This is a genomic window from Pseudorhodoplanes sp., from assembly GCF_059499825.1.
Window position 1 is genome coordinate 214,762 of sequence record NZ_JCABZI010000009.1, and the last position, 26,148, is coordinate 240,909.

The 26,148-nt window shown below is 63.1% G+C and carries 23 protein-coding genes; 10 read left to right on the forward strand and 13 right to left on the reverse strand.

Annotation, left to right across the window (positions count from 1 at the left end; all coding sequences use genetic code 11):
* Window positions 1-55: 55 nt before the first annotated feature.
* Window positions 56-565, forward strand: a complete 510-nt coding sequence (locus tag AC5I5I_RS12485; protein ID WP_495973420.1) for a TIGR02281 family clan AA aspartic protease — start codon at window positions 56-58, stop codon at window positions 563-565.
* Between the two features lie 110 nt (window positions 566-675).
* Window positions 676-2,175, forward strand: coding sequence for a phosphomannomutase/phosphoglucomutase (locus AC5I5I_RS12490; RefSeq protein WP_495973422.1), 1,500 nt, complete (start codon window positions 676-678; stop codon window positions 2,173-2,175).
* A gap of 156 nt (window positions 2,176-2,331) precedes the next feature.
* Here the strand turns inward: AC5I5I_RS12490 and AC5I5I_RS12495 are convergent, their stop codons facing one another.
* Both AC5I5I_RS12495 and AC5I5I_RS12500 read right to left on the reverse strand, forming a co-directional pair.
* Window positions 2,332-3,189: a prephenate dehydratase gene (locus tag AC5I5I_RS12495; protein ID WP_495973424.1), complete on the reverse strand. Its 858-nt coding sequence runs from the start codon at window positions 3,187-3,189 to the stop codon at window positions 2,332-2,334.
* 82 nt (window positions 3,190-3,271) lie between these two features.
* Complete coding sequence (locus AC5I5I_RS12500) at window positions 3,272-4,015, reverse strand: 3-deoxy-manno-octulosonate cytidylyltransferase (RefSeq protein WP_495973426.1); 744 nt, start codon at window positions 4,013-4,015, stop codon at window positions 3,272-3,274.
* Window positions 4,016-4,178: 163 nt separating this feature from the next.
* Here AC5I5I_RS12500 and AC5I5I_RS12505 point away from each other — a divergent pair, with 163 nt between their 5' ends.
* From AC5I5I_RS12505 to AC5I5I_RS12535, 7 genes are all read left to right on the forward strand, one after another.
* Window positions 4,179-4,760, forward strand: coding sequence for a c-type cytochrome (locus tag AC5I5I_RS12505; protein WP_495973428.1), 582 nt, complete (start codon window positions 4,179-4,181; stop codon window positions 4,758-4,760).
* A gap of 240 nt (window positions 4,761-5,000) precedes the next feature.
* Complete coding sequence (locus AC5I5I_RS12510; protein ID WP_495973430.1) at window positions 5,001-6,899, forward strand: extracellular solute-binding protein; 1,899 nt, start codon at window positions 5,001-5,003, stop codon at window positions 6,897-6,899.
* Window positions 6,896-8,755: an extracellular solute-binding protein gene (locus AC5I5I_RS12515; protein WP_495973432.1), complete on the forward strand. Its 1,860-nt coding sequence runs from the start codon at window positions 6,896-6,898 to the stop codon at window positions 8,753-8,755. The genes AC5I5I_RS12510 and AC5I5I_RS12515 overlap by 4 nt, the downstream gene beginning before the upstream one ends.
* Before the next feature lie 60 nt (window positions 8,756-8,815).
* The gene (locus tag AC5I5I_RS12520; protein WP_495973434.1) at window positions 8,816-9,928 is read left to right on the forward strand and encodes a microcin C ABC transporter permease YejB; all 1,113 of its coding nucleotides are present in this window, start codon (window positions 8,816-8,818) and stop codon (window positions 9,926-9,928) included.
* Window position 9,929: 1 nt separating this feature from the next.
* Window positions 9,930-11,111, forward strand: a complete 1,182-nt coding sequence (locus tag AC5I5I_RS12525; RefSeq protein WP_495973436.1) for an ABC transporter permease — start codon at window positions 9,930-9,932, stop codon at window positions 11,109-11,111.
* Complete coding sequence (locus AC5I5I_RS12530; protein WP_495973438.1) at window positions 11,108-12,739, forward strand: ABC transporter ATP-binding protein; 1,632 nt, start codon at window positions 11,108-11,110, stop codon at window positions 12,737-12,739. Before AC5I5I_RS12525 ends, AC5I5I_RS12530 begins: the two co-directional genes overlap by 4 nt.
* Window positions 12,740-12,858: 119 nt before the next feature.
* Entirely contained in the window at window positions 12,859-13,536 is a 678-nt protein-coding gene (locus tag AC5I5I_RS12535; RefSeq protein WP_495973440.1) for a thioredoxin domain-containing protein, read from the forward strand.
* Between the two features lie 6 nt (window positions 13,537-13,542).
* Here AC5I5I_RS12535 and AC5I5I_RS12540 read toward each other — a convergent pair whose 3' ends face one another.
* The gene (locus tag AC5I5I_RS12540; protein WP_495973442.1) at window positions 13,543-14,415 is read right to left on the reverse strand and encodes a C40 family peptidase; all 873 of its coding nucleotides are present in this window, start codon (window positions 14,413-14,415) and stop codon (window positions 13,543-13,545) included.
* Between the two features lie 6 nt (window positions 14,416-14,421).
* On the reverse strand, window positions 14,422-15,801 hold the full coding sequence (locus AC5I5I_RS12545; protein WP_495973444.1) for a leucyl aminopeptidase family protein: 1,380 nt from the start codon (window positions 15,799-15,801) through the stop codon (window positions 14,422-14,424).
* A gap of 182 nt (window positions 15,802-15,983) precedes the next feature.
* Between AC5I5I_RS12545 and AC5I5I_RS12550 the strand changes: the two genes are divergently transcribed.
* Window positions 15,984-16,733, forward strand: coding sequence for a tetratricopeptide repeat protein (locus AC5I5I_RS12550; protein ID WP_495973446.1), 750 nt, complete (start codon window positions 15,984-15,986; stop codon window positions 16,731-16,733).
* 121 nt (window positions 16,734-16,854) lie between these two features.
* On the opposite strand, the gene AC5I5I_RS12555 is transcribed toward AC5I5I_RS12550, so the two are convergent.
* The 9 genes from AC5I5I_RS12555 to AC5I5I_RS12595 form a co-directional block, all read right to left on the reverse strand.
* Complete coding sequence (locus tag AC5I5I_RS12555; RefSeq protein WP_495973448.1) at window positions 16,855-17,829, reverse strand: type II secretion system F family protein; 975 nt, start codon at window positions 17,827-17,829, stop codon at window positions 16,855-16,857.
* A gap of 170 nt (window positions 17,830-17,999) precedes the next feature.
* A complete protein-coding gene (locus AC5I5I_RS12560) occupies window positions 18,000-18,983 on the reverse strand; it encodes a type II secretion system F family protein (RefSeq protein WP_495973450.1) in 984 nt (327 codons plus the stop codon).
* 2 nt (window positions 18,984-18,985) lie between these two features.
* Window positions 18,986-20,521: a TadA family conjugal transfer-associated ATPase gene (locus AC5I5I_RS12565; protein WP_495973452.1), complete on the reverse strand. Its 1,536-nt coding sequence runs from the start codon at window positions 20,519-20,521 to the stop codon at window positions 18,986-18,988.
* Window positions 20,522-20,539: 18 nt separating this feature from the next.
* Window positions 20,540-21,814 (reverse strand): CpaE/TadZ family protein, encoded by a 1,275-nt coding sequence (locus tag AC5I5I_RS12570; RefSeq protein ID WP_495973454.1) that lies wholly within the window; start codon window positions 21,812-21,814, stop codon window positions 20,540-20,542.
* Window positions 21,811-22,560, reverse strand: coding sequence for a CpaD family pilus assembly protein (locus AC5I5I_RS12575; RefSeq protein WP_495973456.1), 750 nt, complete (start codon window positions 22,558-22,560; stop codon window positions 21,811-21,813). Before AC5I5I_RS12575 ends, AC5I5I_RS12570 begins: the two co-directional genes overlap by 4 nt.
* Before the next feature lie 22 nt (window positions 22,561-22,582).
* Complete coding sequence (locus AC5I5I_RS12580) at window positions 22,583-24,061, reverse strand: type II and III secretion system protein family protein (protein WP_495973458.1); 1,479 nt, start codon at window positions 24,059-24,061, stop codon at window positions 22,583-22,585.
* Between the two features lie 21 nt (window positions 24,062-24,082).
* The gene (gene cpaB / locus AC5I5I_RS12585) at window positions 24,083-24,874 is read right to left on the reverse strand and encodes a Flp pilus assembly protein CpaB (RefSeq protein ID WP_495973460.1); all 792 of its coding nucleotides are present in this window, start codon (window positions 24,872-24,874) and stop codon (window positions 24,083-24,085) included.
* 138 nt (window positions 24,875-25,012) lie between these two features.
* Complete coding sequence (locus tag AC5I5I_RS12590) at window positions 25,013-25,522, reverse strand: A24 family peptidase (protein WP_495973884.1); 510 nt, start codon at window positions 25,520-25,522, stop codon at window positions 25,013-25,015.
* A 174-nt stretch (window positions 25,523-25,696) separates the two neighbouring features.
* Window positions 25,697-25,858 carry a Flp family type IVb pilin gene (locus AC5I5I_RS12595; RefSeq protein ID WP_495973462.1) on the reverse strand — a complete coding sequence of 54 codons (162 nt, stop codon included), beginning with the start codon at window positions 25,856-25,858 and terminating at the stop codon, window positions 25,697-25,699.
* Window positions 25,859-26,148 lie beyond the last annotated feature (290 nt).

Sequence of the window (26,148 nt, forward strand, 5' to 3'; positions counted from 1 at the left end):
TCCCGACATCTGCTCTTGTCGCAGCGGACCCAGGAGCTGCAGCGGACTTAAGCCGATGCGTTCATTCATTGTCTTTGCATGCCTCGCGCTCGGAGCGGCCGCCGTGTTCGGCGGGTTGCTGGACCGCGGCACCACGGCAGCATCGAAACAGCCGGACGCGGCCGCTTCGCTTGCGCCACCCGCGAGCAACAGCGCGCGCATCGTCAGCATCGGCCGCGATCACCGCGGTCACTTCAAAGCGCATGGCCGGATCGATGGCCGGCAGGTGTCGTTCATGGTCGATACCGGCGCATCGGTCATCGCCCTGACCGAGCGTGAGGCCGACCGGCTCGGCATCCGGCCGTCGCGCACCGCTTTCACAGCTTCTGTTCAGACCGCGAATGGCATGGTGCGCGCCGCGCCGGTGACACTGAATTCGGTCGATATCGGCGGACTTGTGGTGCGCGATGTGCGGGCGCTGGTCGTGCCGGGCGGCGGGCTCGCCGAGAATCTGCTCGGACTGTCCTATCTGACGCGGCTCAAGCGCTTCGAATACGCCAACAACAAGCTGGTGCTGGAGAACTGAGCCTCGGCCTCCCCGGCGCCCTGCAATGACCATAATGCGCAACCATTTCCCCACCTTCCGCGTTTAGGCTATTGCTCCCGCCAGTTTTGACCGCCCTTCCGAGGACAATCATGTTTCCGAAGCCCGCGCCGCAGCTTGCGCCCAATACCTATGCCTATGAATCGCAGCCGATGGTGAAGCCCACCGGCTTCCGCGAATACGACGCGCGCTGGCTGCTCGGCAAGGAAATCAACCTGATGGGCATGCAGTGGCTCGGCATGGGCATCGGCACGCTGGTGCACGAGATGGGCGTGAAGCCCGACATCGTCACGGGCCACGACTTCCGCGGCTATTCCGCCTCGGTGAAGATGGCGCTGACCTCCGGCATGATGGCGGCCGGCATGCGGGTGCGCGATATCGGCCTCGCGCTGTCGCCGATGGCCTATTTCGCGCAATTCGATCTCGACGTGCCCTGCGTCGCGATGGTGACGGCCTCGCATAACGACAATGGCTGGACCGGGGTGAAGATGGGCGCCAACCGCCCGATGACCTTCGGTCCCGACGAGATGGGCCGGCTGAAGGAGATCGTGCTGAACGCCGCGTTCAAGACCCGCGAGGGCGGCTCGTACCAGTTCATCGACAATTTCCCGGCCCGCTACATCGCCGACCTCACCAACCGCCCGAAGATCAAGCGCAAGCTGCGCGTGGTCGCGGCCTGCGGCAACGGCACCGCCGGCGCCTTCGCGCAGGAGATCCTGGAAAAGATCGGCTGCGAGGTGATCCCGCTCGATTGCGAACTCGACCACACCTTCCCGAAATACAATCCGAATCCCGAAGACATGAAGATGCTGCATGCGATGCGCGATGCGGTGATCAATTCCGGCGCCGATGTGGCGTTTGGCTTCGACGGCGACGGCGATCGCTGCGGCGTGGTCGATAACGAGGGCGACGAGATTTTCGCCGACAAGATCGGCGTCATGCTCGCGCGCGACATGTCGGCGCTGCATCCCGGCTCGACTTTCGTCGTCGACGTCAAGTCCACGGGTCTGTTCGCCACCGACCCGGTGCTGATCGCGAACAAAGCGAAAGCGGATTACTGGAAGACCGGCCATTCCTACATGAAGCGCCGCGTGAACGAGTCCGGCGCGCTGGTCGGTTTCGAGAAGTCCGGCCACTTCTTCTTCAACAAGCCGTTCGGCCGCGGCTATGACGACGGCTTCGTGTCCGCCATCGCGATCTGCGACATGCTCGATCGCAACCCGGACAAGAGCATGAGCGATCTGAAAAACGCGCTGCCCAAGACATGGTCGTCGCCGACCATGTCGCCGCATTGCGACGACGAAAAGAAATACGGCATCGTCGATGCGGTGGTGAAGCATTTCGAGGCGGCGCAGAAGAAGGGTGACAAGGTTGCGGGCCAGCCGATCCGCGATCTCGTCACCGTCAACGGCGTGCGCGTTACAGTCGAGGACGGCACCTGGGGCTTGGTGCGCGCGTCATCGAACAAGCCGGAGCTGGTGGTGGTGGTTGAAAGCCCGGCGTCGGAAGCGCGCATGCGCGAGATGTTCGCGGCAGTCGACGGCGTGCTGCGCACCCATCCGGAAGTCGGCGAGTATAATCAGACGATTTGATCAGCGAGCTCGTGCCGTGGGCACAACGCGCTCCCTCACCCTGAAAGGGGGAGGGTTGGCGAGGGGTTTAACGGAAACCCCGTATCGATTGACCACCACCCGGCGAGCTTCGTCCGCCGACTTCCCCCTTTCAGGGGGAGGTAAGGCCGCAGCGACCTACTCCGCCTGCTCGCGGAACGTCGCGCGATAGGGATGCGCCGGATACACACCGAGGATCTTCGTTTCCTTGGAGAAATACTCCAGCTCCTTCAGCGCCAGCGACACATTGTGATCGTCGGGGTGGCCCTCGATGTCGGCGTAGAACATGGTGGCGAAGAAATTGCCCTCGATCATATAGCTTTCGAGCTTGGTCATGTTGACGCCGTTGGTGGCGAAGCCGCCCATCGCCTTGTAGAGCGCGGCCGGAATGTTGCGCACCCGGAAGATGAAGGTCGTCACCACCGGGCCGTTGCCGCCTTCCGCCCATTGCGGTTCGCGCGCCAGCACGATGAAGCGCGTGGTGTTGTGGGCCTCGTCCTCGACGTCCTCCGCGAGAATATCGAGCCCGTAGATCTCGGCCGCGAGACGCGAGGAGATCGCGGCGCAGCTCTTGTCGCCGCGCTCGGACACTTCACGCGCGGAGCCTGCGGTGTCTGCGGCGACGATCGGCTTGATCTTCAGCTTGCGGATGATGTTGCGGCACTGGCCGAGCGCGTGGACATGGCTTTCGACCGTCTTGATGCCCTCCAGCGTCGCACCCTTCGGCGCGACCAGCTGATGCTTCACCGGCAGGAACCACTCGGCGACGATGTGCAGGTTCGAGCGCGGCATCAGGTGATGGATGTCGGCGACGCGGCCCGCGACCGAATTCTCGACCGGGATCATGCCCAGCATGGCCTCGCCGCTGGTCACGGCGGCGAATGCGTCCTCGAAGGTCGGGCACGGCAACGGTTCGTAATCGGGATAGGCCTCGCGGCACGCCAGATGCGAGTTGGCGCCGGGTTCGCCCTGAAAGGAGATACGCTTTTTGGTCATGGGGTTGGTTACGCTTAACAAAAGTGGGGAGTCAATTGCATCTGGGCGGGCACGCGATCGGACGTAAAACCGGTACCCACTTTCACTGATCGCGTGCCAGCAGCCGGCGCGCGGTTTCGAGGTCCTCGGGCGTGTCGACGCCAAGCGGCACCGAGGACACGATCGCTGCGTCGATCCGCATGCCGGCTTCCAGTGCGCGCAACTGCTCGAGCTTCTCGCGCCGTTCGAGCGCCGATTGGGGCAGCGCCACGAAGCGCTCCAGCGCGGCACGCCGGTACGCGTAGAGCCCGATGTGATGGTACAGCGGCCCCTCTCCATAGGGTGCCGTGGCGCGGGTAAAATACAGCGCGCGCAACCGCTGCGGCGCCACCGGCGAGCCGACGACTTTCACCACGTTGGGATTGGTGCGCTCCTCGTCCCTGACGATCTCGGCGGCAAGCGTGCCGATATCGACCGCAGGATCGTCCAGCAAAGCGACCGCCGAACGCAGATCGTCTGGTGCGAGCATAGGCAGATCACCCTGGACATTGACCACGATCCGGACCCGGCCGTCCGGATCGGCGATCTGCAGCGCCTCGAAAATGCGGTCGGAGCCGGAGGCATGGTCGGCGCTGGTCATTAGCGCCCGGGCGCCGGCCTTCTCGACCGCGGCCTGGATCGGCTCGGAATCGGTCGCCACGATCACCTCGCCGAGCTGCGCCGCCTCGGCGCGCCGGATCACGTGCTCGATCATCGGCTTGCCGGCGATGTCGGCCAGCGGCTTGCCGGGCAACCGTGTCGCCGCCAGGCGGGCCGGGATCAGGATCAGAATATCGCGCTTCTGCATTGATCTAGGCCATGTTTCCGGGCGGTCCCCAATGTACCAATGTCGCAGGGAATGGCCGCTTATACGGGTTGCAACATCCGCCGCAAACCGGCTAATGGTGCCCCGCCGCGGGGTCTTGTTCCCCGCGCGCGACCCCTTGATCACGGCCTGCTGCGGAACGCCGATGGACTCCTTCGAACTCAACAAAATCATGGGCGCCGTTCTGGCGACCTGCCTCGGCATCCTGACGCTGAATATCGCCGCCGGGGCGATTTTTACGCCCGGAAAGCTGGAAAAGCCCGGTTACGCGATCGCCGTGCCGGATCAGCCGGCGGGAGGCACCGAGACCGCCAAGCCGGAACCGGCCGAACCGATCGCGGTGCGGCTTGCGAGCTCCGATCCGGCCAAGGGCCAGGCCGCTGCCAAGCAATGCGCGGCCTGCCATACCTTTGAAAAGGGCGGCGCGAACCGCGTCGGCCCGAACCTTTACGGCATCGTCGATCGCGCCAAGGCGGCCGTCGCCGGCTTCAACTATTCGGCGGCCCTGAAAGAAAAAGGCGGCGCCTGGACCTACGAAAACCTCGACGCCTTCATTGCAAGCCCCAAGGCCTACGTCCCCGGGACCAGCATGAGTTATGCCGGCCTCGCCCGGGGTGGGCAGCGGGCCGACCTGATCAACTATCTGCATACACTGTCCGACAACCCGGTTCCGCTGCCGAAGGCCGCCGAGGCGGCTCCAGCCGCACCCGCGCCGGCCAAGAACTGAGGTCCGAGACCGGCGTCCAATACTGGCGCCAAGACCTGAAGTCGCAGAAACGTGTTTCTTTCCAACGGTCGGGCCCTGCCCGGCCGTTTGCGTTTTGGGGGGCGCGCGCTACCGTTAAGCCTGAGGCGGTGAAGGCGGTAAATTACCGCATTTTAAGACGCCGTGGCTGGGGTTGTCCGCAAAACTGTCATAGATAAAAGGGCAAGTTGCGATCATCCCGATAGTGACCGGAGCAAGACCGTGAGCCTGTCCCGCCGTACCCTGATGAAAGCTGGCGCGCTCGCGCTGACCGCCCCCGCAATGTCCTCCGTTCAAGGCCTCGGGCCGGTAAAAGCGCAGGCGCAGACCTCGGTGCCGGCGCAAACCTGGCGGCACGGATTATCGCTGTTCGGTGAGTTGAAATACCCGGCCGGCTTCAAGCATTTCGACTACGTCAACCCGAAGGCCCCGCGCGGCGGCCTGGTGCGCCAGGTGGCGATCGGCACCTTCGATAATTTCAACATGGTGGTTGGACGCGTGAAGGGCGCGATGGCGGCGGGCATCGGCAGCATCTACGACACGCTGATGACCTCCGCGCTCGACGAGGTGTCGACCGAATACGGCCTGCTCGCGGAATCGGTCAGCCATCCCGACGATTTCTCGAGCTGCACCTACCGGCTGCGCGCCGAAGCCAGGTGGCATGACGGCAAGCCCATCACGGTGGAAGACGTGATCTTCTCGTTCGAAGCGTTCAAGAAATACGATCCGCAATCGGCGGCCTATTACCGGCATGTCACCAAGGCCGAGAAGTCCGGCGAGCGCGACATCACCTTCACCTTCGATCAGGCGGGCAATCGCGAATTGCCGCAGATCGTCGGCCAGCTCAGCGTGCTGCCGAAACACTGGTGGGAGGGCAAAGACGCGCAGGACCGCCCGCGCGACGTCTCGCTGACGATGATGGAGCCGCCGCTCGGCTCCGGCGCCTATCGAGTGAAGTCCTTCGTCGCCGGCCGCAGCATCACCTACGAGCGCGTCGCCGACTATTGGGGCAAGGACATCAACGTCAATGTCGGCACCAACAATTTCGACGAGCTGCGCTACGAATATTTCCGCGATTCCACGGTCGCGCTCGAAGCCTTCAAGTCGGACAATCTTGACTGGCGTTACGAGAACAGCGCCAAGGACTGGGCGACCGCCTACGACTTCCCGGCGGTGCGCGAGAAGCGCGTCATCCTGGAAGAATTCGAGATCCGCAATTTCGGCATCATGCAGGCGTTCGCGTTCAACACGCGGCGCGACAAGTTCAAGGATCCGAAGGTGCGGCGCGCGTTCAACTACGCGTTCGATTTCGAGGAGATGAACAAGCAGATTTTCTTCGGGCAATACCGGCGCATCAACAGCTTCTTCGAAGGCACCGAACTCGCCTCCAGCGGCCTGCCGGAAGGACTGGAGCTGGAAATCCTGCAGAGCGTGAAGGACAAGGTGCCGGCGGACGTCTTCACCACCGCCTTCACCAATCCAAAGGGCGGCGATGCGGGCGCGGTGCGCAACAACATGCGCGAGGCGTTGCGGCTATTCCGCGAGGCCGGCTGGGAGATCAAGGACCAGAAGCTGACGAACGTGAAGACCGGCGAGAAGATGTCGGTCGAGGTGCTGCTGTCGCAGCCGACCTTCGAACGCATCGTCAGCTTCTGGAAGCCGCTGCTCGAGCGCGTCGGCGTCGAGGTGTCGATCCGCGTCGTCGACGCCACGCAATACGAAAACCGCCAGCGCAACTGGGACTTCGATATCATCCTGGCCTCCTGGGGCCAGTCGCTGTCGCCCGGCAACGAGCAGCGCGGCTTCTGGGGCTCGAAAGCCGCCGACCAGCCCGGCACCCGTAACTTCGCCGGCATCCGCGACGACGGGATCGATGCACTGATCGACCGCGTCATCTTCGCCAAGAACCGTACCGAACTGGTCGCGGCCACCAAGGCGCTCGACCGCGTGCTGCTGGCGCACCATTTCGTGGTGCCGCAATGGACCTACGGCAAGGTCCGCACCGCGCGCTGGGACCGCTTCGGCAAGCCCGATCCGTTGCCGAAATACGGCCTCGCGGCATTTCCGACGGTGTGGTGGTGGGACGCGGAGAAGGCCGCCAAGGTAGGGTCCCGTTCGTGAGGCTGACGCGCCGCAAGGTTCTGACGATCGCTGCGGCCGGCGCCGGCGCACTGGCATTGCAGCGGACGGGATTTGCGGAGACGCGCGAGCGGCACGGCATCTCGGCATTCGGCGATCTCAAATATCCCGCCGATTTCCCGCATTTCGATTACGTCAATCCGGACGCGCCGAAGGGTGGCGCGTTCTCGATGATCGGCGCGAGCCGGCAATTCAATCAGAATTTCCTCACCTTCAACTCGCTCAACAGCTACATCCTGCGCGGCGATGCCGCGCTTGGCATGGAGCGCACCTTCACCAGCCTGATGACCGGCGCAGCCGACGAGCCGGATTCGATGTACGGCCTCGCCGCGCGGTCGGTCCAGATCTCCGACGACGGCCTGGTCTATCGCTTCACGCTGCGGCCGGGCCTCACCTTTCACGACGGTACACCGCTCGATGCGCATGATGCGGTGTTCTCGCTCACCGTTTTGAAGGACAAGGGCCACCCCATCATCCAGGCGCTGCTGCGGGATTTCGATGGCGCCGAAGCCACCGACGACCGCACTCTCGTCGTGCGTTTCAAGGAGAAGCGTGGCCGCGACGTGCCGCTATTCGTCGCCGGCTTGCCGATCTTTTCACGCGCCTATTACAGTAAGCGGCCGTTCGAGGAATCCAGCCTCGATGTCCCGCTCGGCAGCGGGCCTTACAAGGTCGGCCGCTTCGAGGCCGGACGCTATATCGAATATGACCGGGTGAAGGACTGGTGGGGCTCAAAGCTTCCGGTTCAGCGCGGCCTGCATAATTTCGATGTGATCCGCTACGAATTCTTCCGCGATCGCGACGTCGCCTTCGAGGGCTTCACCGGCAGGAGCTACACGTTCCGCGAGGAATTCACCTCCCGTATCTGGGCGACCCGCTACGATTTCCCGGCCATGCGCGATGGTCGCGTGAAGCGCGACGTCCTCAAGGACGAGACTCCATCCGGTGCGCAGGGCTGGTTCCTCAATACACGCCGCGCGAAATTCCAGAATCCGAAATTGCGCGAGGCAATGATCTACGCCTTCGATTTCGAGTGGACCAACCGCTCCATCATGTACGGCTCCTACGACCGGACCCACTCGGTGTTCCAGAACTCCGATCTGATGGCCGTCGGCAAGCCGGACGCCGACGAACTGAAGCTGCTGGAAGCGTTCCGCGGCAAGGTCCCGGACGAGGTGTTCGGCGAGCCGTTCGTGCCGCCGGTGACCGACGGCTCGGGCAACGACCGTAATCTGCTGCGGCAGGCGACGCGGCTGTTGAACGAGGCCGGCTATCCGATCAAGAACGGCAAGCGGATGACGCCGTCGGGGGAGCCGATGACCGTCGAATTTCTGCTGGAAGAGCCAAGCTTCCAGGCGCATCACATGCCCTATATCAAGAATCTCGCCGTGCTCGGGATCGACGCCAATGTGCGGATGGTCGATCCGGTCCAGCTCAAGGCGCGCACCAACGAATTCGATTTCGACGTGGTGATCCAGCGCTTCAGCTTCTCGACCGTCCCCGGCGAATCGCTGCGCTCCTATTTTTCGTCACGGTCTGCCGCGATCAAGGGCTCGCAGAACCTGGCGGGCATTTCCGACCCGGTGATCGATTCGCTGGTCGACACCATTGTCGCGGCCCCTACCCGGCCGGAACTCGTCACCGCCTGCCGCGCCCTCGACCGGGTGATCCGGTCCGGCCGCTACTGGGTCCCGCATTGGTATAAGGGCACGCACTGGATCGCCTATTGGGACATGTTCGACCGGCCCGCCCAGGGCAAGCCGAAATATGCCCGCGGCATTCCGGAAACATGGTGGTACGATCCGGCCAAAGCGGCGCAACTGGAGCGGCGGGGCTAGCATTGTAGCAGTGCCCGATACCCGCTGGACGACAAAAGCAGCCATGATGGGCCGAACGACATGAGTGCCTACATTCTTCGACGCCTGCTGTTGATGATTCCGACCCTGTTCGGGATCATGCTGGTGTCGTTCGTGGTGATCCAGTTCGCCCCCGGCGGCCCGGTCGAGCGGGTGATCGCGCAATTGTCCGGCTCGGACACAGGCGCGACGTCCCGGATTTCCGGCTCGCAAAGCGGCGATTTCGCCGGCCGGGGCATGGAAGGCGCTGCCGGCATCGACGGTGGCTCGTCGAAATATCGCGGCGCCCAGGGTCTCGACCCGGAATTCATCAAGCAGCTCGAGAAGCAATTCGGCTTCGACAAGCCGGCTTACGAACGCTTCTTCATCATGCTGTGGAACTACATCCGATTCGATTTCGGCAAGAGCTATTTCCGCGACGTGACTGTCATCGAGCTGATCAAGGAAAAGCTGCCGGTCTCGATCTCGCTCGGCTTGTGGATGATGCTGATCGCGTACGCGGTGTCGATTCCGCTCGGCATCCGCAAGGCGGTGAAGGACGGGACCCGCTTCGATTCCTGGACCTCGGGAATCATCATCATCGCCTATGCGATTCCGGGCTTCCTGTTCGCGATTTTGCTGATCATCCTGTTCGCCGGCGGCTCGTTCTTCGACTGGTTTCCGCTCCGGGGCCTGACCTCCGACAACTGGTCGCAACTGCCCTGGTACAGCAAGATCCTGGATTATTTCTGGCACCTGACGCTGCCGCTGATCGCGATGTCTCTCAGCGCATTCACCACCATGACGTTGCTGACGAAGAATTCGTTCCTTGACGAGATCCGCAAGCAATATGTGCTGACCGCACGCGCCAAGGGCTGCAAGAATGCCCGCGTGCTGTATGGCCACGTATTCCGGAACGCGATGCTGATCATCATCGCGGGCTTCCCCTCGACCTTCATCGCCGCGTTCTTCGCCGAGGCGCTGCTGATCGAGACCATCTTCTCGCTCGACGGGCTCGGCCTGCTCGGCTTCGAGAGCATCATGAACCGCGACTACGCCGTCACCTTCGCGACGCTTTATATCTTCGCGCTGGTCGGCCTGTTCGTCAGCCTGATTTCGGACGTGGTCTATACGCTGGTCGATCCACGCATCGACTTCGAGGCGCGCGAGGTCTGATATGGATGCGCGTGTGCCCACCACCATGCCGGAGACCGAGACGATCGGGCCGTCCGGTCTCGTCTTGCCGCCGGAGCGCCGGCCGCTCCGTCTGTCCCCGATCAATCAGCGGCGATGGGCCAACTTCAAGCGTAACCGGCGCGGCTTTTATTCGCTCTGGATATTCCTGTTCCTGTTCGTCACCTCGCTGTTTGCGGAGGTGATCGCGAACGACAAGCCTTTCCTGATTCAATACCAGGGCGGACTCTATTTTCCGTCCTTGTTCACTTATCCCGAGACCAGGTTCGGCGGTGAATTCGAGACCGCGGCCGATTATCGCGACCCGTATCTGCAGAAAAAGATCGCTGAAGCCGGCGGCACGATGTGGTGGCCGCCGATCCGCTATTCGTACTCCACGCACAACCTCGATCTGCCGACGCCGGCGCCGTCGAAGCCGACCTGGCTGCTGACGGAAGAGCAATGCAAGCCGGTAGTGCAGCGCAAAAATCTGTCGAGCTGTCGCGACCTTGAATATAATTGGCTCGGCACCGACGATCAGGGCCGCGACGTGTTGGCGCGGATCATTTACGGCTTCCGGATATCGGTTCTGTTCGGGCTGATCCTGACCAGCATTTCATCTGTCATCGGTGTCATCGCCGGCGCGGTGCAAGGATATTTCGGCGGCAAGGTGGACCTGTTCTTCCAGCGCGGACTGGAGATCTGGACCTCGGTGCCGACGCTGTTCCTGCTGATGATCATTTCCTCGGTGCTGACGCCCAGCTTCTTCGTCCTGCTCGGAATCCTGCTGCTGTTTTCGTGGGTCTCGCTGGTCGGGCTGGTCCGCGCCGAATTCCTGCGCGGCCGGAACTTCGAATATGTCATGGCCGCGCGCGCGCTCGGGGTTTCGAACTTCAAGATCATGTTCCGCCACCTGCTGCCGAATGCGATGGTCGCGACGCTGACCATGCTGCCCTTCCTGCTGTCGGCATCGGTCGGGACCCTGACATCGCTCGACTTCCTTGGGCTCGGCCTGCCGCCCGGCTCGCCCTCGCTCGGCGAATTGCTGTCGCAGGGCAAGGCCAATATCCAGGCGCCGTGGCTCGGCCTGTCCGGCTTCTTCACCATCGCCATCATGCTGTCGCTGCTGGTGTTCATCGGCGAGGCGGTGCGCGACGCCTTCGATCCGCGAAAGATCTTTTCATGAGCGTGCCCCCGCTTCTCAGTGTGAAGGACCTGTCCATCGCCTTCACCCAGGCCGGCCGCACCACGCTCGCGGTCGACCGGATTTCGTTCGACATCAAGCCGCGAGAGACCGTCGCGCTGGTGGGCGAATCCGGCTCCGGCAAATCCGTCACCGCGATGTCGGTGATGAAGCTGTTGCCCTACCCGGCTGCGAGCCACCCGAGCGGAACGATCCACTTCAAGGGCAAGGAATTGCTGGCGATGCCGGAGAGCCGCATGCGCTCGATCCGCGGCAACGACATCACCATCATTTTCCAGGAGCCGATGACATCGCTCAATCCGCTCCACACCATCGAGCGCCAGATCCGCGAAATACTCGAGCTTCATGTCGGCTTGCGCGGCGACGCGGCGAAGAACCGAATCGTCGACCTGCTCACCCAGGTCGGCATCCCCGACCCGACCGGTCGGTTGAAAAGCTATCCGCACCAATTGTCGGGCGGACAGCGCCAGCGCGTGATGATCGCGATGGCGCTTGCCAACGAACCGGAATTGCTGATTGCAGACGAGCCGACCACCGCGCTCGACGTGACCGTGCAGGCGCAAATCCTGCGGTTGCTCAAGGATCTGCAGGCCCGTCTTGGCATGGCGATATTGTTCATCACGCACGACCTCGGCATCGTGCGCAAGATCGCCGACCGGGTCTGCGTCATGAACCAGGGCAAGATCGTGGAGCAGGGCCCGGTCGAACAGGTCTTCAAGAAGCCGGAGCATCCCTATACGTGCGCGCTGCTTACGGCCGAGCCGGCCCGCGACCCCGCACCGCTGCAGCCGACCGAGCCGGTCATGGTCAAGACCGACGATCTCAAGGTCTGGTTTCCGATCAAGCGCGGCATCCTGCGGTCGACCATCGGGCACATCAAGGCCGTCGACGGAATCTCGATCGAGGTGCGCAAGGGGGAAACGCTGGGCATTGTCGGCGAATCCGGTTCGGGCAAGACCACGCTCGGGCTTGCGATCCTGCGGCTGATTTCGTCGGAAGGGCCGATCGTTTTCATGGGCAAGGAGGTTCAGGATCTCACCTTCAAGGAGATGCTGCCCTATCGTCACGCGATGCAGGTCGTGTTCCAGGATCCTTACGGTTCGCTCAGCCCACGGATGTCGGTCGCCGATATCATCGAGGAAGGCCTGCGGGTTCATTACCCGGACTTGTCGGCGCAGGAGCGTCAGGCCAAGGTGGTGAGCGCGCTCACTGATGTCGGCCTCGACCCCGATACGCGGTTCCGATATCCGCACGAATTCTCCGGCGGCCAGCGCCAGCGCATCGCGGTCGCGCGCGCCATCGTGCTGCGGCCGAAATTCATCGTGCTGGACGAGCCGACATCGGCGCTCGACATGCTGATCCAGTGCCAGATCTGCGACCTCCTGCGCAGTCTGCAGAAGCGGCTCGGTCTCACCTATCTGTTCATCTCGCATGACCTCAAGGTCGTGGCCGCGCTCGCAAGCCGCCTGATCGTGATGCGTAACGGCAAGATCATGGAAGAAGGCCCGGCCAAGGAACTCTTCGCCAATCCGAAATCGGACTATACCCGCGCGTTGTTCGCGGCGGCGTTCGACCTGGAGACGGCGTCCGCCGATATCCTGGCGCAATAGCGCCGAGCCGCGCCCGCACTTGGCGCGCAGGGCTGCCAGTCGCCGCATAACGCAAACTTGATTTAGCTTTGGGCGCCACATGCGCAATGTCGCATGTGATCTCACATGATTGGAATCTCATGCCTCGCTGTCTACTCGTCCTGTCGCTCATCGTTGCACTGTCCGCGTCTGCCCATGCCCAGGGCCTGAAAGCGGAAAGGCCGATCGTCGGCGAAGATGGCAGCCCGGTCGCCAATCACACGATCGCACCGGGCAGCGTCGCAGCGGCCGAGAAGCTTCCGGGTGCGGTGGTCGCCGCCAATCCGGACGGCGATGTGACGCTGGTCGAGTTCTACGACCTGAACTGCCCCTATTGCCGTCGCGCGTCGGCGGATGTCGATGCGCTTCTGAAGGCGGACAAGAAGCTGCGGCTTGTTCTGGTGCCGTTTCCGGTGCTCGGAATACCCTCGATCCTTGCTGGACGGGTGGAGATCGCGGTTTCTAGGAGCATGAAACCCGAGGAATTCTACCGGTATCACCGCGCTTTGTACGCCGGAAGGGGCGTTATCGACGGCCAGCGCGCGCTCTCCACCGCATCAACATTCAAGCTCGATCAGCAGAAAATTCTCGACGCGGCCAATGACGACGGCATTACCGACATCATGAAAGCGCATGTGCGCTTCGCCGATACGCTCGGGCTGAAGGCAACGCCGTCCTATCTGATTCAGGATATCGCCATTCAGGGTCATCCCGGCCGCAAGAGCCTCAAAGCGGTGATCGACTCGGTCCGCAAATGCGGCAAGGCTGCAGCTTGCTGACGAAAACTATCCGCCTGATTGCGTGCGGATAATCACCCGCCTTACCGACGTTACGTCGGAGCCCGCCTCCCGAATGCGCGCTATAGCCTGATCAAGCGGCTCGATCGCGACTGACATGTGATGTGCATTGGCGTGAATGATGGTTTTGCGATCGCGGACCAGCGCGGCGTGACCGCGCCAAAAGAGCAGGTCTCCGCGCTGCGGCATCGACAGCGCGCCGAGCACGCTGACCGGCTCACCAAGCGAATTCTCCTGCATGTCGCTGTCGCGCTGGCACGCGATCCCGCAGGCTGACATCGCCATCTGCACCAGCCCGGAACAGTCGATGCCAAGATTGGTCTTTCCGCCCCAGAGATAGGGCGTTCCCAGGAAACGTTCCGCAACCGCGACATAGTCGGTTTCATGCTGGTCGAGCGGCGCGAGATGTTGCGCCGGGATAAATCCGCCATGCACGGTGCGCGCAAACGGTTGCTCGATTTTCTCAACTGCAACACATGCGCCAAGAGGCAGCGCCTCGATTGGCGGAATCTTGATATTGGGAGCAGGAAAGGCCAGCGTGCTGAGAGCCTGCACACGCATGGTCGGTTCCGTAAGTGTAGTCGTGAGCGCGTTCGCCGGGATCCATCCGACATAACCGTCAGAAGCGAGCTGGCCCCAGCACCAGCCTTCCTCGGTCGTTTCATAAACCGTAATGCGTTCGCCCTTCAGCGCCTCCGTTTCCAGCGGCGCGTCAGGCACCGGCGCGCGCCGCAACGGCGCGCGTGGGTCGAACACTTCGCACACTGACCCTTCGGCGAAGCGTTCGGCCTCGACCTGGCCTTCAAGATGTTTGGCAGCGAGATCGGGACGCGCCGGCGTGAGACGTGGATCGAGCGTCACGAGATCTCAGCCGTATCGTTCGCACAACAGCGCGTAGAGCGCGCGGGCGGCCTGGCACTCGCCGCCTTCGGGGCGGGCGGGCTTTGTTGCCGGATTCCAGCCGTAAATGTCGAAATGCAACCACGCTTTCGCCGCGGTTACGAACTTCTGCAGGAACAGCGCGCAGGTGATCGAACCGGCAAACGCGCCGTTGCTGACATTACCGGTGTCCGCCACCTTGGAATCCAACATGGATTCGTACGACGCCCATAACGGCATGCGCCAGAGCGGATCGTGCTCGGCGGTGCCGTGCCGCGCCATCGATTCCGCGAGTTGGTTGTCATGCACGTAGAAAGGCACAAGCTCGGGCCCGAGCGCCACCCGAGCAGCCCCCGTCAGCGTTCCGAGATCGATCAGAAGATCGGGCGCCGCCTCGTCGGCGAGCGTCAGCGCATCCGCAAGCACCAGCCGGCCCTCGGCATCGGTATTGCCGACCTCGACGGTCAGGCCCTTGCGCGACGGATACACATCGAGCGGCCGGAAAGCCGAACCCGACACCGAATTCTCGACCGCCGGGATCAGCACGCGCAACGCCACCGGCAGCTTGCGGTCCATCACCATATGCGCCAGCGCCAGCGCCGCGGCGGCGCCGCCCATATCCTTCTTCATCAGCAGCATTGCGCTCGACGGCTTCAGATCGAGGCCGCCGGTATCGAAGCAGACCCCCTTCCCGACCACCGTCACCTTCGGATGCGTCGGGTCGCCCCAATGCAGATCGATCAGACGCGGCGGCCGCGCCGCGGCGCGCCCGACCGCATGGATCAGCGGAAAATTCTTCAGCAGCAATTCGTCGTCCGTCACCGCCTCGATCCAGGCGTCGTGACGCTCGGCGAGGAGCCGCGCGGCCTCGTGCAACTCGGCCGGTCCCATGTCGTTCGACGGCGTGTTGATCAGGTCGCGCGCCAAGGTCACGCCCTCGACAATGCGCGACAGATCTGCGGCATCGACCCCGTCCGGCGGCACCAGCGTCACCGATTTGGCTTTGCGCTTGCGATAGCGGTCGAAGCGGTAGCTGCCCAGCGCAAAGGCCAATGCCGCGAGGCGGGTATCGTGCGGCAAATTGGCGAAGCGGTAGACGCCGTCCGGCAGCAATCCCGGCAGATTGCCCGGGAGCATCGGGTTCGCTTCGGTGGCGCTGTCCTCGAGACCGAACAGAATCCCGGCGATGCCGCCCTCCGCTGCCGGCAGCGCGAGATGCGCGCCGCGCTTCGGCTCGAAGCCAGCGGCTTCGGCAAAGCTGCGGGCCATCGGGCTCAGGGTGTCCCGGATGCCGGGCCATGTCGTCTTGGTGACAAACCAGATGGGAATGGCCGTGTCGCGGCCCGATTCGGCGAAGGCGTGGTGCATGAGGCTTCTTATCGGGTCCGGTGCCGCCCCGCCAAGGGGCCGCTTTAACCGACCGTTAGGGTTAACGCTTTATTGAGCAAGGGTGGCGTGCGGGCGGTCCCCGGCGCCGATCGAGGCGCGCCATGTATCGTTGCAAATCGAAGTATCGTCCCAAGTCCAGCCTTCTGGCCGGCGCGGCCCTCATGGCGGCCTTGATGCTCGGCGGTTGCCAGTCCGCCCAGATCGGAACCATCGCCGACGCTGCCGGACAATCCTCGCCCGAGGGCGACTGGCGGCGCGAGGCGCAAATCTGGGGTGAGCGCTACGCCAAGAACCAGAAAGATGCCGAAGCCGGCATCCGGTACGCACAGGCCCTGCGCGCCACCGGTCAGCGCGCGCAGGCGGTGGCTGTGCTCGAACAATCCTCGCTCAGCAACCCCAACAACACGGCGGTTCTCGGCGCCTATGGACGCGCGCTCGCTGATACGGGCCAGTTCGTGCAGGCGCTCGACGTCCTGAGCCGCGCGCACACGCCGGACCAGCCCGACTGGCGCATCCTGTCGGTGCAGGGTGTGGTGCTCGACCAGATGGGACGGCACCAGGAAGCGCGTCGCCAATACATCGCCGCGCTGAAGATCGTTCCCGACGAGCCGTCGGTGATGTCCAATCTCGGCCTGTCCTATGCTCTTTCCAAGAACCTGAGCGAAGCCGAGCAAACCCTGCGGCGGGCCAACACCGCCAACAACCGCGAGCCGCGCGTGCGCCAGAACCTCGCGCTGGTGGTCGGCCTGCAGGGCCGTTTCCAGGAAGCCCAGCAGATCGCACAAGCCGATCTGTCACCGGAAGAAGCGGCCGCCAACCTGCACTATCTCAAACAGATGCTGGCTGAGAACAAGTCCAACAAGAGCAAACCGACGCAGCAGGCGTTACGACAGGCCGCGAACAATTATTGAGCGCGCGACCAGGCCTTCGTTGCCGTCATTTGACTATGCCATCAGACAGCATGCGCTGCGTCGCGTCGCACCGTCAACGAAACAGGCCAGGGTTCGCCTCTGAAGGGCAATAGAGTGCTGGCTATTGGATCGCCATCACACGGATCGCAGCCGGGCCGAGAATGACGACGAACAAGACCGGCAGGAAGAACAGGATCATCGGCACGGTCAGCTTGGGCGGGAGTGCCGCGGCCTTCTTCTCGGCCTCGGACATGCGCATGTCGCGATTTTCCTGCGCCAGCACCCGCAAGGTCTGCGCCAGCGGGGTGCCGTAGCGCTCCGCCTGCTGCAAGGCCATGCAGACCGACTTGACGCCTTCCATATCGGTGCGCTTGGCAAGATTGTCGTAAGCCTGTCGCCGGTCCGGAAGATAGGACAACTCGGCCGTGGTCAGCGTGAACTCCTCGGCCAGCGCGATCGATTGCGATCCGATCTCGTTCGAGACCTTCCTGAAGGCGGCCTCGATCGACATGCCGGATTCGACGCAGATCAGCAGCAAGTCGAGCGCGTCCGGGAAAGCGCGGCGAATCGATAATTGCCGCTTCTGAATCTTGTTCTTCAGGAACAGCCACGGCAAATGCATGCCGACATAGGTGGCAAACAGACAGATACCGATCTTCACAGTGATCGGCTTGTCGAGTTTCAGGATGAAGAACACGTACAGAACCGAGATCAGCAACGCCGCGATCGGTGTCACCATCCGGAAGAACAGATAGGTGACATAAGGCGCGTGGCCGCGATAGCCGGCCTGGACCAGCTTCTCGCGCGCCTCTTCCTGGCCGACCCATTTGTTGAGCTGGAAATTCTCGACCGCCCGCTGCATGAATTGCTTGGGCGTTGCCCGCAGCGAAATCTTCTCGCCCCGCGCCATGCGCTCACGCTCGCGCTGTCTGATCTTTTCGCGCTCGAGCGCGACCGACTTCATGCGGCGCGGCAGCGGATCGGAGGCCAGCAGCGGCATCGCGAGAGTCAGCACCGTCGCCACCGCGGCAATCCCGGCGAGGATCATCGCGAGGAGCCGGGTGTCATTCAGAATGCCGATGATGATCTGGGACATGGTGAGCCTGGGTGCCGCCGATATTCAAGGTCCTGTATCGTTGCCGCACATTCGATCGAAAACCCGAAGATCGAACGGCGGCCCTATAGTCGTCGCGTTGCCAGTGTTCTTCCGCTTCCGGCGTTCGCATTCGAAGTTGCGGAAACCACCGACGACGTCCGGAAAGAGCACTAGAAGTCGAAATTGATCATCTTCTTCATCACCATCACTCCGATCAGCATCCACGTCGCGCTGCCGAGCAGCAGCAATTGCCCGGTGGGATGAGTCCAGAGAAGTTCGATATAGGTCGGGCTGGTGATCCAGACGATCGCCATGACGGCCGGCGGCAGCGAGCCGATAATGGCGGCGGAGGCTTTCGCCTCCATCGACATGGCTTGGATCTTCGCCTTCATCTTCTTGCGCTCGCGCAGCACCTTCGACAGGTTGCCAAGCGCTTCCGAAAGGTTGCCGCCAGCCTTCTGCTGAATCGCGATCACGATGCCGAAGAAATTCGCTTCCGGAAGCGGCATCCGCTCATGCAGCTTGAGGCAGGCATCGCCGAGCGGGATGCCGACCGTCTGGGTCTCGATGATGGCCTTGAACTCGCTCTTCACCGGCTCCTGGCCTTCGGCCGCGACCACCTTGAGACTATCCAGCAACGGCAAGCCGGACTTGATACCGCGCACGATCACGTCGACGGCGTCGGGCAGCATGGTGAGAAACCGGGCCTCGCGGCGCTTCTTCAGGTACGACAGCATCCAGAACGGCAGCCCGAAACCGGCCGCGAAGCCAAAGCCCAGCGCCGGCATCAGCCCCAAACCGCTGCCGATCACGAGGCCGAAGGCGACGATGCCCATGACCGCCGAGATCAGAATATACTGGCGCACCGACCAGCTCAGGCCGGCCTGCCCGATGCGCTGCGAGAGCGTCGGCCTTGAATTCTTGCGCTGGCGAAGCTCGAGGTCTTTCAGAGATTCCTCGACCTGCTCGCGCCGCGATTTCTGCACGCCCCGCGACACGCGCTGCACCGTGTGCGTCTGCGCCGCGGAGGCGACGCGTCGCTCGACATTGCGTTCGCCGGACAGGAGTGGATACACGAACACCCAGCCAAGCCCGCCCACGGCGACCGCCGCGAGAATTGCCATGATCAGGGGCTGGTTGCTGGGATCGAGCATGATCAGGCCATCACCTCGTCATCGGCCTGTGCGCTGGCATCGAGCGCGGCGGCAAGCCGCTTCTCCTCGCCGTAATAGCGGGCACGATCCCAGAAGCGCGGACGGCCGATGCCGGTCGAACGATGGCGGCCGATCAGGTTGCCGTTGGCATCCTCTCCCAGCATCTCATAGACGAAGAGATCCTGGGTGATGATGACATCGCCTTCCATGCCGAGCACTTCGGTAATGTGGGTGATGCGACGCGAGCCATCTCGCAAGCGGGCGGCCTGAATGATCACATCGATTGAGGAGCACAGCATTTCGCGGATGGTCTTGGACGGCAACGAGAAGCCGCCCATGGTGATCATCGATTCGACGCGAGACAGCGCCTCGCGCGGCGAGTTGGCGTGCAGCGTGCCCATCGAGCCGTCGTGGCCGGTATTCATCGCCTGCAGCAGGTCGAAGGCTTCCGGTCCGCGCACTTCGCCGACGATGATGCGTTCGGGACGCATACGCAGACAGTTCCTGACCAGATCGCGCATGGTGACCTGGCCTTCGCCTTCGAGGTTCGGCGGCCGGGTTTCGAGACGCACCACATGCGGCTGCTGCAGTTGAAGTTCGGCGGCGTCCTCGCAGGTGATGATCCGTTCGTCGTCGTCGATGAATTCGGTGAGGCAGTTCAGCAACGTGGTCTTGCCGGAGCCGGTACCGCCGGACACGATGGTGTTGACGCGGCAGCGGCCGAGGATCTTCAGGATTTCCGCACCTTCGGGCGTGATCGAGCCGTACTTGACCAGGTTCTCGAGGCGCAGCTTGTCCTTCTTGAACTTGCGGATGGTGAGCGCGGGGCCGTCGATGGCGAGCGGCGGGACAATGGCGTTCACGCGCGAACCGTCCGGCAGACGCGCGTCGCAGATCGGTGAGGATTCGTCGACGCGGCGGCCGACCTGGCTGACGATGCGCTGACAGATGTTCAGCAGCTGCTGATTGTCGCGGAAGCGGATTCCGGTTTTGTGGATCTTGCCGGCCACTTCGATATAAACGGTACCCGACCCGTTCACCATGATGTCGGCGATGTCATCGCGCGCCAGCAGCGGTTCGAGCGGACCGTAGCCGAGAACGTCGTTGCAGATATCGTCGAGCAGTTCTTCCTGCTCGGAGATCGACATCACCACATTCTTGATGGCGATGATTTCGTTGACGATGTCGCGGATTTCCTCGCGCGCGGCATCGGCATCGAGACGGGCGAGCTGGGCCAGATCGATCGCCTCGATCAGCGCGCCGAAGATCGCACCCTTGACCTCGTAATAGCTATCCGAGCGGCGGCTGTCTGTGGCGAGCAGCGGAGCGGCTTTCGGCGGCGCGGCCGGCGCAGAGAACAGTTGAGCGCCGAGCCCGGAGGCCGGCAGCGGCGCGCGGCCCTCGCTCGAGATTGCGGCGGGCGGTGGCGCCGCCGGCTTCGGGGCGGCCGGTTGCGGCGCCGGCGGCGGCGCGAGCGTTGCGGCACCTCCACCGGATGCGCTCGAAGCAGGACCTGACGCGGTACGCTTTCCAAACACTGGCTACAGACTCCAGGCCTACGCCTTCTTGCGAAGCTTCTGAATGAACGGGCTCAGCAGACCCGGCTTTGACTTTTTCGCCTCGGACCGACCTGTCATCAGTTGCGCGAGCTGACGGAAGGTCTCGGTGACCTTATGGCTGCCGGACACTTCCGCGATCATCTGCCCGTTATTGGCCGCGGTTCCGAACAGCTGCGGCTCGAACGGGATGATGGCCGCGGCCTCGCTGTCGAGCGCCTTGGCGAAGTCGGACGGCTTGATCTCCGGCCGCTTCGGGACGCCGACCTGATTGAGCGCATAGAACGGACGATGGTCGTTGACCCGTGCGGCCTTCAGATAGTCGATGAGATTCTTGGCGTTGCGCAGATTGGCGAGGTCCGGCGCCGCGACGATGAGGATATCGTCGGCGGCGAGCAGCGTGCGCTGGGTCCAGCCGGTCCATTGATGCGGCACGTCGAGCACGATGCAGGGCACGCTGGCGCGCAGCGTATCGAAGATCGAGTCGAACGCGTCGGCGCCGAAATCATAGACCCGCTCGAGCGTCGCCGGCGCCGCCAGCAAACTCAGATTATCCGAGCATTTCGACAGCAGCCGGTCGATGAAATTGTTGTCGATGCGATCCGGCGAGAATACCGCATCGGCAATGCCCTGCGGCGGATCCTGGTTGTAGTCGAGACCCGCGGTGCCGAAGGCCAGATCGAGATCGGTCACCACCGCGTCGAGCGACAGGTCGCGGGCGATCGACCAAGCGACATTGTGGGCGATGGTGGATGCGCCGACGCCGCCCTTGGCGCCGATCACAGCAAGAATGCGGCCGACCGGCTTCGCATCCGGCGCCGAATACAGGCCGCAGACCGCGCGCACGATGTCGAGCGTGTTGACCGGTGCGATGAGATAGTCGCTGACGCCGCGGCGGACCAGTTCGCGATACAGCGCAACGTCATTATGGCGGCCGATCACGATCACGCGGGTGCCGGGGTCGCAGAGATCGGCCAGCGAATCGAGGCCGGCGAGAACGGTCTCCGGGAGCGATTCGAATTCCAGCACGATCACGTTCGGCGTCGGCGCCGAACGATAGGCCTCGAGCGCCGCGGTCATGCCGCCCATCTGGATTTTCAGATGCGCCTTGCCGAGGCGGCGATCCTCGCCCGCCGACTGCACCGCAGCGGCGGTTTCCACCGATTCGCAGAAGGCCTGGATCGAGATGCGGGGCGAAGGAGCGATGTGCTCGTCACGCGCCGGCAAATCCTCCGCAGCGTCTTCCATCGCGCTGTGAAATGCGGATTTCATCATTGGGCTACGTCGCTCACCGTGCCGTCGTTGTCTTTCGGATAGGTCGTCGCCGGGCTCACACCCTGGCGATATTTCTCAAGTACGGTGGTACGGCGCGACGTCCAGGCCGGGGTCTCGGCGCGCGGCTGAACAAGGTCTGCCGGGTTGGCCACCATCGCCGCGAGATTGCGCTGATTCGAACAGCCGAGATTCCAGTAATTGTTGTTGTCGTTATAGGCCGCGTCCATCGTCGGCCCGAGGTCCTGCGGCCACAATCCGCAGGGTCCGGCTTCGGCGACGATGGTGGAATAGTTCAGCCGCAATGTCGGGAATTTGGTGGGATCTTCCGGCGTATAGGAGCGAACCGCGACGCTCTGCATCGGCACGCCGGAGGCCGCGAAGATCGAATTGATTTCGCGCAGCGCCTGCGATGCCGCGACCTGGTTTCGCGTGCCGGTCGGCACATCAATCACCACGCCGCCGGTCGCTTCATCCTTCCAGACTTTTGCGAAAGCCAGCACCTCGGCACGCTGCGTCGGCGTGAGCGAACCGCGGCTCTGGCCGATAAACACTTCGACCGTGCGCGACCCATCCCGCAAGCCGATCTGATGGCGCTTGCGATAGTCGTTCGGATAGCTGATCGTTTCCTTCACGGTATAAGCCGGCAGGTTGCACCCGCCCAGCGAGAAACCGGCGACCACGACAGCGAGAAGCCGGGGCGTCAGCCAGCCGGGGCGCCTGCGGCCGATCGAAATTGGGAGTGACATGCGATCCTCTCCTCGTCCGCCCTTAGTCAACGATGAAGCCATATTTGCCGTAATACATGCGGTTCGGATCGACCTTGCCGGCGATGCCGTAGATCTTGTTCAGGCGGCCCATGAAGAAGCTCGACGGATCGGACGTGTCGGCATAGCCGTCGTCCGGTCGCGACAGATCCTTCGGCGCGACGGCGCGCACCACGTAGGGCGTCACCAGGATCATCAGTTCGGTCTGCCGGTTGACGTAATCGCGGCTCTTGAACAGCGCGCCCAACACCGGCAGTTGCATCATGCCCGGCAAACCGCTGATCTGCTGCTTGGTCTGTTCCTGAATGAGGCCGGCCAAGGCGAGCGCACCGCCGGACGGAATCTCGACGGTGGTATCGGCGCGGCGCACCTTCAGCGACGGGATCTGACGGGCATTTTCAGCGGTGCCGAACTGCAAAGCGCCTTCGTTCGACAATTCCGAGACCTCGGTCGTCACCTTGAGGCTGACCCGGCCTTCCGACAGCACCACCGGCGTGAAGCCGAGGCTGATGCCGAACTTCTTGAACTCGACCGTCGGTTGGCAATTCGCCGTCCCGCCGGTTACGGCGCTGCACGAGTAACCGGCAAGGATCGGAAATTCGCCGCCAGCCAGAAAGTTTGCCGACTCGCCGGAGATTGCGGTGAGGTTGGGCTCGGCGAGCGTACGGATCACCCCGGCGCGCTCCATGGCGCGCAGGATCGCATTGACGCGGTTGCCGCTCCCCGACGTAAAGGTCCCGGCGGCGAAGTTTTCCGGGACCAGCGGCGCACCGAAGGCCGGGAACGGATTTTCGTTGTTGAACCTGAGCACGGCGGAACCGACGCCGACAGTGCCGTTCAGGTTGACACCGAGCTGCTTGATCACCTCGCGTTGAACTTCCGCTACGGTGACCCGCAAATTGATCTGGTCGCGGCCCCGAACCGTGATGGCATTCACCACCTTGTCGCCTGCAGCCGTCATGGTGTTCGTTCCGGCATTGAGCAGCCGGCCCGCAACGGCAAAAGCGGTTTGCGCATCCACCGGTGTATTCGCCGTGCCCGTCAGGATCACGCCATCGGCACCGAGCGCTTCGACCCGAATATCGCTATCCGGAACCGACTGGCGGATCGCATCGCGGATGCCGTTCAGGTCGCGTTTCACCGCGAGGTCGAAGCCCGCAATCTGGCGGCCTTCGGCGTCGAAAAAGAAGATGCTGGTCTGGCCGACCTTGACACCGATCATGTAGGCGCGGCGAGCCGAGCGGACGACGGCATTTGCAATGGTGGGATCGGCGACAAGGACGTCCTTGGCGTCGCGCGGCAGATCAATGACCACCGCCTTGCCGACGCCGAGATTCACCGGGCGCGAACTCGCTTCGCTGCCGACCACGGAAATCACCGGAGTGCGGTGCAGATCGGGTTCCGCGGCGTGCGCCGCAGCCATTGCACCCGCGGCAAGCGAGGCGGCGATCAACAGCGTCCGGATCGTCGTCTGGTTCGCCATAAACAGTTTCCTTCCTTCGGCCTATTTCGATCCGGCGGTGGTGGACACGCCGAAACGCACCATGTTCACGCCGCCACGGGACGAACCCTCGTCGGTGTCGTCGGCGTTCTTGGACGTATCGACGACACTGCGCAGGGCCAGTGAGAGCGTGCCGACCTGCTTGCCGCGCGCCAGAGCTTCCGCCTGGCGAGGTGACAGTTCGAGAGTCACGGTCTTGCCGATAACGACCTTTTGCCCGTTCTTGTCCGCGACCGTCTGGTCCACGGCGAGAACGGGCGCATTCAGGATGATGGTCTCGCTGACAAATGTCTCAATGCCCGTGCGCTTCTCCGCCTCGCGGTCGCGCTGCGTCAGAAGCACGTCGACATGGTCGCCTGGAATCACGAAGCCGCCGGCGCTGGTCTCGGCGCTGATTTCCGTCGCCACAGCGCGCATTCCGGCGGGCAGGATCGCGGACAGGTAACCCGAGGCGCTTCCCTTCACGAGACGCGATTCCTGGATCGGTTCCCCCGCATAGAAGGTTCCGCCGCGCACGATCGAACCGGCGATCTGTTCGATGGCATCGGGCCGATCGCTCTTGCGAATGAAATTCGAATTCGCGGACGACGCCGGCCATAATTGCCAGCTCAGTTCGTCTGCTTTCACCGTGGTGCCCTGGCCGATATCGCTTTTTGCGATCAGAACGTCGACGGTCTCGAGTTTGGCAACCGGCGGCGGCGGGGGCGCGCGATAGGCTGACCGACCCGCCAGCAATGCGGCGAGACCACCTGCGGCGACCGCAACTCCAAGAACGATAAGTCGCGCGGCTTTCATACGCTGCACTTTCCACGAATGACGCAATCGGCCCGACATGGCCGTGAGGGTGAGTTTCACCACCCAAAGGTCAATTCGTGGTTAATGAGCGGTTTGCAAACCAAGTTAATTTTTTCTGACCGACCGCGACCCCGGGGGTCAGCCGAGGCCCAGCGGCTTCATCCAAACGGTCTGCGGATAGACCGCGAGCGCGGCGCCCGCGAGCGCGATTCCATAAGGCACGCCTTCGTCTGCCCGATGCAGGCGCAAGGCCCAATCCTGGCCCTGCAGCAGCCCAGGCAGCGGCGTAACCCGATATCGGATGATGGCCAGCGTCAGGATGCCGCCGAAGATCGAGGCGTAGACCAGATAATCCATCAGCGGACCGAAGCCGACCCACAGCGCGGTTGCGGCGGCAAGTTTGGCATCTCCGCCGCCGATCCAGCCACAGGCAAACAATGTGAAGGTAACGGCGAGCACGGCGAGGCCGGCCCCCATATGCGACAGAATATCCGCGCCACCCATGCCGACCAACATGGCCATGACGAAGAAGCCGGCGACCAGAAGCAGCGACACGCGGTTCGAGATCGTCATCGTGAACAGGTCGCTGAAGGCGGCGAAGGCCATGAGCGCCGGAAACAAAAACAGCCGGATCGCGTCTGTCATCATCAATGTCATGGCCGCACTCGCAACATCTACTCGTATTCGACCGTGAACCTAACCGGCCCGTTCTTGCCGTCCGGTTAGCACCGCGCCGGAAGCGCCCGGTGCAGGGTCCATAAATGCGAAACCGCGCCCGCGGGACAAAGCCAGGGGGCGCGGCTTGGCAGTCGATCCAGGATATTACTGGAGACCGGCTTTAACTTCCTGGAACTTTGCTTCCAGGCTCGTACCGATGCCCTGCACGACCGTGATGATGGCGACGGCGATTCCGGCTGCGATCAGGCCGTATTCGATGGCGGTTGCACCCGACTCGTCGCGAATGAACTTCTTGAAGGTCACCATTGTTGTAGCTCCGTTGAGACAGCGTTGAACCAGACTTAGAACCAGACCGCCGGGTGACCGGCAGTGACGCGAAACTAGCAGTGGCGTTTGAAGAATCTGTAAGCCCGGCATTCGGGAATCCGGGGCACGATTTTAGAATCCGTTAGCGATGTCGGCGGTGAGCATTCGTGATGCGCATCCTGTAGCCCGCTGCCAATGAAGCGCGGCGGCGCTTGATCCGGTGCGATCAACCGGCAGATTTTCCCAAATTCTACATGGCAAAATGCGTCAACGCTCACGTTGCAGCCGGT

Excerpts from the sequence above, each read along its gene's own strand:
- AC5I5I_RS12560 (WP_495973450.1), bottom strand. The coding sequence starts at position 18,983 with ATGCTCGATCCCAGCAACCAGCCCCTGATCATGGCAATTCTCGCGGCG.
- AC5I5I_RS12485 (WP_495973420.1), top strand. The coding sequence starts at position 56 with ATGCGTTCATTCATTGTCTTTGCATGCCTCGCGCTCGGAGCGGCCGCC.
- AC5I5I_RS12525 (WP_495973436.1), top strand. The coding sequence starts at position 9,930 with ATGGATGCGCGTGTGCCCACCACCATGCCGGAGACCGAGACGATCGGG.
- AC5I5I_RS12580 (WP_495973458.1), bottom strand. The coding sequence starts at position 24,061 with ATGGCGAACCAGACGACGATCCGGACGCTGTTGATCGCCGCCTCGCTT.
- AC5I5I_RS12555 (WP_495973448.1), bottom strand. The coding sequence starts at position 17,829 with ATGTCCCAGATCATCATCGGCATTCTGAATGACACCCGGCTCCTCGCG.
- AC5I5I_RS12545 (WP_495973444.1), bottom strand. The coding sequence starts at position 15,801 with ATGCACCACGCCTTCGCCGAATCGGGCCGCGACACGGCCATTCCCATC.
- cpaB (WP_495973460.1), bottom strand. The coding sequence starts at position 24,874 with ATGAAAGCCGCGCGACTTATCGTTCTTGGAGTTGCGGTCGCCGCAGGT.
- AC5I5I_RS12495 (WP_495973424.1), bottom strand. The coding sequence starts at position 3,189 with ATGACCAAAAAGCGTATCTCCTTTCAGGGCGAACCCGGCGCCAACTCG.
- AC5I5I_RS12550 (WP_495973446.1), top strand. The coding sequence starts at position 15,984 with ATGGCGGCCTTGATGCTCGGCGGTTGCCAGTCCGCCCAGATCGGAACC.
- AC5I5I_RS12535 (WP_495973440.1), top strand. The coding sequence starts at position 12,859 with ATGCCTCGCTGTCTACTCGTCCTGTCGCTCATCGTTGCACTGTCCGCG.
- AC5I5I_RS12520 (WP_495973434.1), top strand. The coding sequence starts at position 8,816 with ATGAGTGCCTACATTCTTCGACGCCTGCTGTTGATGATTCCGACCCTG.
- AC5I5I_RS12590 (WP_495973884.1), bottom strand. The coding sequence starts at position 25,522 with ATGATGACAGACGCGATCCGGCTGTTTTTGTTTCCGGCGCTCATGGCC.
- AC5I5I_RS12530 (WP_495973438.1), top strand. The coding sequence starts at position 11,108 with ATGAGCGTGCCCCCGCTTCTCAGTGTGAAGGACCTGTCCATCGCCTTC.
- AC5I5I_RS12595 (WP_495973462.1), bottom strand. The coding sequence starts at position 25,858 with ATGGTGACCTTCAAGAAGTTCATTCGCGACGAGTCGGGTGCAACCGCC.
- AC5I5I_RS12505 (WP_495973428.1), top strand. The coding sequence starts at position 4,179 with ATGGACTCCTTCGAACTCAACAAAATCATGGGCGCCGTTCTGGCGACC.
- AC5I5I_RS12490 (WP_495973422.1), top strand. The coding sequence starts at position 676 with ATGTTTCCGAAGCCCGCGCCGCAGCTTGCGCCCAATACCTATGCCTAT.
- AC5I5I_RS12500 (WP_495973426.1), bottom strand. The coding sequence starts at position 4,015 with ATGCAGAAGCGCGATATTCTGATCCTGATCCCGGCCCGCCTGGCGGCG.
- AC5I5I_RS12570 (WP_495973454.1), bottom strand. The coding sequence starts at position 21,814 with ATGATGAAATCCGCATTTCACAGCGCGATGGAAGACGCTGCGGAGGAT.
- AC5I5I_RS12575 (WP_495973456.1), bottom strand. The coding sequence starts at position 22,560 with ATGTCACTCCCAATTTCGATCGGCCGCAGGCGCCCCGGCTGGCTGACG.